The organism is Paraburkholderia sp. SIMBA_030, assembly GCF_046535245.1.
Classification (GTDB): Bacteria; Pseudomonadota; Gammaproteobacteria; order Burkholderiales; family Burkholderiaceae; genus Paraburkholderia.
Genome location: NZ_JAWRXB010000725.1, coordinates 1 through 266 on the forward strand (window position 1 = coordinate 1; position 266 = coordinate 266).

Sequence of the window (266 nt, forward strand, 5' to 3'; positions counted from 1 at the left end):
TGCGGCTGCGTGCCGAAATAGATCGCGACGCCGCTCGTGTCCGGCGTCGTTGCCGCCGCCGGCAGCGGCAGCGAACGCACCACGGTACCGCACCCCGTCAGCAACGACGCGGCCACCAACATGCCGGCCAGATGTCCTTTGTGCTTCATTGTTATCGTCCTCTCAGCTCAGTAAGTTCACTTCAATCGCCCTTCCAGGCGTCCAACAACACACTTGCGCAACTGCCGCCGAATCCGAACGACACCGACAGCGCGCGTTCGATCGCG

1 pseudogene is annotated in these 266 nt (G+C 63.2%); it reads right to left on the reverse strand.

The window, feature by feature from the left end:
* Positions 1-149: pseudogene (locus SB772_RS41860) on the reverse strand (signal peptidase); the annotation flags it as partial.
* Between the last annotated feature and the right edge of the window lie 117 nt (positions 150-266).